This is a genomic window from Stenotrophomonas sp. FW305-C-20-S1 (assembly GCF_058783335.1).
In genome coordinates this window covers 151,967-156,503 of record NZ_JBYTEK010000007.1, presented here as the reverse complement: position 1 = coordinate 156,503, position 4,537 = coordinate 151,967, and the positions used below count along the sequence as shown (strand labels likewise).

The 4,537-nt window shown below is 66.8% G+C and carries 3 protein-coding genes; 2 read left to right on the top strand and 1 reads right to left on the bottom strand.

Annotated elements, in window-relative coordinates:
- Nucleotides 1-429 precede the first annotated feature (429 nt).
- Nucleotides 430-1,638 (bottom strand): tyrosine--tRNA ligase, encoded by a 1,209-nt coding sequence (gene tyrS, locus AC3WTC_RS06025; RefSeq protein WP_032977018.1) that lies wholly within the window; start codon nucleotides 1,636-1,638, stop codon nucleotides 430-432.
- A 167-nt stretch (nucleotides 1,639-1,805) separates the two neighbouring features.
- Between tyrS and AC3WTC_RS06020 the strand changes: the two genes are divergently transcribed.
- Nucleotides 1,806-3,275 (top strand): M23 family metallopeptidase, encoded by a 1,470-nt coding sequence (locus tag AC3WTC_RS06020; protein WP_025879426.1) that lies wholly within the window; start codon nucleotides 1,806-1,808, stop codon nucleotides 3,273-3,275.
- 64 nt (nucleotides 3,276-3,339) lie between these two features.
- Entirely contained in the window at nucleotides 3,340-4,467 is a 1,128-nt protein-coding gene (locus AC3WTC_RS06015) for an anhydro-N-acetylmuramic acid kinase (RefSeq protein WP_492711003.1), read from the top strand.
- Nucleotides 4,468-4,537 lie beyond the last annotated feature (70 nt).

Genomic DNA, 4,537 nt, shown 5'->3' with positions numbered 1-4,537 from the left:
ATCAAACGTCTGCAAGATGGACAATCATCCTTCCTGCAGGCGCCTTCACAAGATACCTGCGCATACTTTCAAAGATCCGGGGAAGTGGCCTCAGCGCCGTTCCCGTGTGCTGCGAAGTTTCCTTCGTAGCGAGCCGCCTATTATGCCGGACTTTTCGAGTCCGTCAACACCTTTCGTTCGATCATCTCGTTCGTCGGTGGTGGCGTCCCTTGTGTCGCTGAAGCCCCTTGTTGGCGACCCCTGCGACGGGGGAGGGAAATTATGTCCCTATTCGCGGCCTTTGTGAAGGGGGTGTGGCAACTTTTTTCATCGGATGTTGCATCCGTTCATGCAAAGGCGCCGCCACAGGTCCCGCGAACAGCGGCAGAGCGTCAGCGCCGCTCTGCAGGAGCAGAAGCAGGGGCCGGCTGCGCCGGCCCCTGCCTCCGGTCAGGCAGCGACCAGGCGCACGCGGGCGAAGGTGCGCTTGCCGACCTGCAGCAGCCCCTCGAAGCCGGGCTGCAGTACCTGTTGGCCGTCTTCCACCACTTCACCGTCCACCTTCACCGCACGCTCCTTGAGCTTGCGGTTGGCCTCGGAGTTGCTCGGGGTCAGGCCGGCGGCGGTCAGCAGGGCCGCGATGCGCAGGCCCTCGGCCGGGATGGCCACATCCTGCAGCGGCAGCTGGGTGATGTCGCCCTGCCCGGTAACGGCAGCTTCCCAGCCGGCAATCGCCTGCTCTGCCGCTGCGGCATCGTGGAATCGGGTAGCCAGTTCGCGGGCCAGGCGCAGCTTGACCACGCGCGGATTCAGGCCGGCGGCGATCTGCTCGCGCAGGGAGGCCGCTTCGGCCTGGCTGATATCGAAGGACAGCAGCTCGATCCAACGCCACATCAGGGCATCATCGACCTTCATGGTCTTGGTGACGATGTCGATGGCCGGCTCGCTGATGCCGATGTAGTTGCCCAGCGACTTGGACATCTTGTTGACGCCATCCAGGCCTTCCAGCAGCGGCATGGTCAGTACCACCTGCGGCTTCTGGCCGTGGTGTTCCTGCAGGCCACGGCCCATCAGCAGGTTGAACTTCTGGTCGGTACCACCCAGCTCGACGTCCGCTTCCAGGGCCACCGAGTCGTAGCCCTGCACCAGCGGGTACAGGAATTCGTGGATGGCGATGGACTGCTGGGCGGCATAGCGCTTGGCGAAGTCGTCGCGCTCGAGCATGCGTGCCACGGTGTGCTGGCCGGCCAGGCGGATCATGTCGGCCGCGCTCATCTTGCCGAACCACTCCGAATTGAAGCGGACCTCGGTGCGGCTGCGGTCCAGCACCTTGAACACCTGTTCCTCGTAGGTACGGGCGTTGGCCAGCACGTCGTCGCGGCTGAGCGGCTTGCGGGTCAGGCTCTTGCCGGAGGGGTCGCCGATCATGCCGGTGAAGTCGCCGATCAGGAAAATGACCTGGTGGCCGAGGTCCTGGAACTGACGCATCTTGTTCAGCAGCACCGTGTGGCCCAGGTGCAGGTCAGGCGCGGTGGGGTCGAAGCCGGCCTTGATGCGCAGCGGGCGGCCTTCCTGCAGGCGCGCGCGCAGATCCTCGAGCTTGAGGATCTCGTCGGCACCGCGGCCGATCAGGGCAAGGGCTTCTTCAATCGAGGACACGTGACTACTCCCGGCAACGCCGTTTCTTATGTGGGGTGTTAAAGCGAAGTTAACCCGATCGGCTTCACAAAAGCCAATAGGCACAAGGGTTTGACGCGAATTTGTTAGGTGTCTATGTTACCGGCGTTTGGGCCCGCGTTCCCGGGTCAGCCAGAGACCGACATCTGATGCTCAATTCCGATCAAGGCCGCGCTCGCAAGCAGCGCTTCCAGGAACGACTCCACGTCCTGCACGACAACGCCCTGCACCGGAAGCTGAGGCAACACCTTCCCGCTGCGTTCAATGAGCGCTGGACGCGGCGTCATTGGATGCACGCCAGCCTGTTTGTGACCATTGGCGCGCTGGTGGCCACGATCGTGCCGGGCTTCTCGCACACCATCGATGCGCCCTACGCCGACAGCCACACCAGCCTGGCACTGCCGTTGCCGCCGTTGGCAATGGCCCGCCAGCAGCAGATCCCCGGCGACAGCTGGCAGGTGCTGCGGGTGCAGCGCGGGCAGACCCTGAGCGACCTGTTCGACAAGGCCGGCATTTCCGCCACCACCCTGCACCGGGTGCTGGACCATCCGGGTGCGCGCGAATCGCTGACCAAGCTGCGCCCGGGTGCCGAGATCGCCTTCGACATGCCGCTGTCCGGTGACCTGCGCAGCATCCGCTTCGACCGCGATGCCGACAACCGGGTCGAACTGAGCCTGAGCGGCGATGACATCAAGGAAACGGTGACCAAGCGCGAGACATCCACGCGCACGGTGGTCACCAGCGGCGAGATCACCAGTTCGCTGTATGCGGCCGCGCGCCGCGCCGGACTGTCACCGTCGGCGATCGCGACGATGACCGACGACATCTTCAAGTACGACATCGACTTCTCCAAGGACCTGCAGCCGGGCGACCGCTTCAGCGTGGTGATGGATGAGACCTGGCGCGAGGGCGAGAAGGTCGATACCAGCAAGATCCTGGCGGCGACCTTCACCACCGGCGGCAAGACCTATTCCGGCTTCCGCTTCGACCGCAACGGCAAGTCCGAGTACTACGACATCAGCGGCCGTTCGCTGAAGAAGAGCTTCATCCGCATGCCGATCCCGTTCGCACGGCTGAGTTCGACCTTCGGCGCGCGCAAGCACCCGGTGCTGGGCAAGATGCGCATGCACAAGGGCGTGGACTACGCCGCGCGCACCGGTACCCCGATCATGGCCGCCGGCGATGCGCGGGTGCAGTTCGTCGGCGTGCAACGCGGTTATGGCAACGTGGTGATCCTCGACCACGGCCGTGGCCACACCACCCTGTACGGCCATATGTCGCGCTTTGCCGGGATCAAGAATGGCCAGCGCGTGGCCCAGGGCACGGTGATCGGCTACGTCGGCTCGACCGGCCTGGCGACCGGCCCGCACCTGCACTACGAATTCCGCGTCAATGGCGAGCACCGCAACCCGCTGACGGTGACCATGCCGCCGCCGGAGCCGCTGAAGGGCGCCGAGCTGGTGGCCTTCCGGGCGCAGACCGCGCCGGCGATGGCCCGCATCCAGGGCATGGAGAAGCTGATCTACGCCGACGCCAGCCCCGCGCCGGCCGCCGAAAGCGCGAGCACCGAGGTGGCCAGCGCCAAGGACAAGGCGCCGGCAGGCCGCAAGCGCGGCTGAGCCCTGCGTTGACGAAGGAGGACACGGCAGCACAAGCTTGCCGTGTCCTTTTTTTATGCCCGCCATGAACACCACTGCCGATCCGTCCCTTCCCCTCTACCTGGGCCTGATGTCGGGCACCAGCGCTGACGGCATCGATGCCGCGCTGGTGCAGTTCCCGGCCGATGGGGGGTGCCGCTTCGTGCACGGGCTGACCGCCCGCTGGGAGCCGGTGCTGCGGGCGCGGCTGGTGGCCCTCGGCGAAGGCGGCCCGCTGCAGTCGCTGGAGGAGCTGGGCGAACTGGACGCGCGGATTGCGATCAGCTTCGCCGCCGCCGCCAACCAGCTGCTGGAAGAAGCCGGTGTCGACCGTTCGCAGGTACGAGCCATCGGCTCGCACGGGCAGACGGTGCGCCATCGACCGTTGGCCGACCCGGCCTTCACCGTGCAGCTGGGTGACGGCAACCGCATCGCCGAGCTGACCGGCATCACCACCGTGTGCGATTTCCGCCGCCGTGACGTTGCCGCCGGTGGCCATGGAGCGCCGCTGATGCCGGCTTTCCACCTGGACATGCTGGGTGCGGCCGATGAGGACCGTGCGGTGCTGAACCTGGGCGGGATCGCCAACCTGACCCTGATTCCCCGCGAGGGCGTCGTGCGTGGCTTCGATACCGGCCCGGCCAACGCGCTGATGGATGCCTGGTGCCAACGCCATACCGGGCGCAGCTTCGATGCTGACGGCGCCTACGCAGCCAGCGGTGCGGTGGATGACAGCCTGCTGGCCGGCTGGCGCGCGGATCCGTGGTTCGCGCTGCCGCCGCCCAAGAGCACCGGGCGCGAGCAGTTCCACCTGCCGTGGGCCGAAGCACACATCGAGGAAGGCCAGTTCGCCGCAGCCGATGTGCAGGCGACACTGCTGGAGCTGACCGCGGCGACGGTGGTTGATGCGCTGCTGGCCCAGCAGCCGCACACCCGGCGGGTGCTGGTGTGCGGCGGTGGCGTGCGCAATACGCAGTTGATGCGGCGGCTGGCGGCACGCCTACCGGGCGTGGTGGTGGAGTCCACGGCGCTGCACGGGCTGGACCCGGAGTATGTGGAGGCGATGGGGTTTGCCTGGCTGGCGCAGCGGACGATGGACGGGCTGCCGGGCAACCTGCCGAGCGTGACCGGGGCGACGGGGCCGCGGATTCTCGGGGCGATTCATCCGGCGTGAGGTGGCGCCATCCGCCGGGCATGGCCCGGCGCTACCCGTCGGCGACGCGCGGTAGCGCCGGGCCCCGGCC

Bases quoted from the DNA above. Each gene is read 5' to 3' on its own strand.
- AC3WTC_RS06020 (WP_025879426.1), top strand. From the start codon at position 1,806: ATGCTCAATTCCGATCAAGGCCGCGCTCGCAAGCAGCGCTTCCAGGAA.
- AC3WTC_RS06015 (WP_492711003.1), top strand. From the start codon at position 3,340: ATGAACACCACTGCCGATCCGTCCCTTCCCCTCTACCTGGGCCTGATG.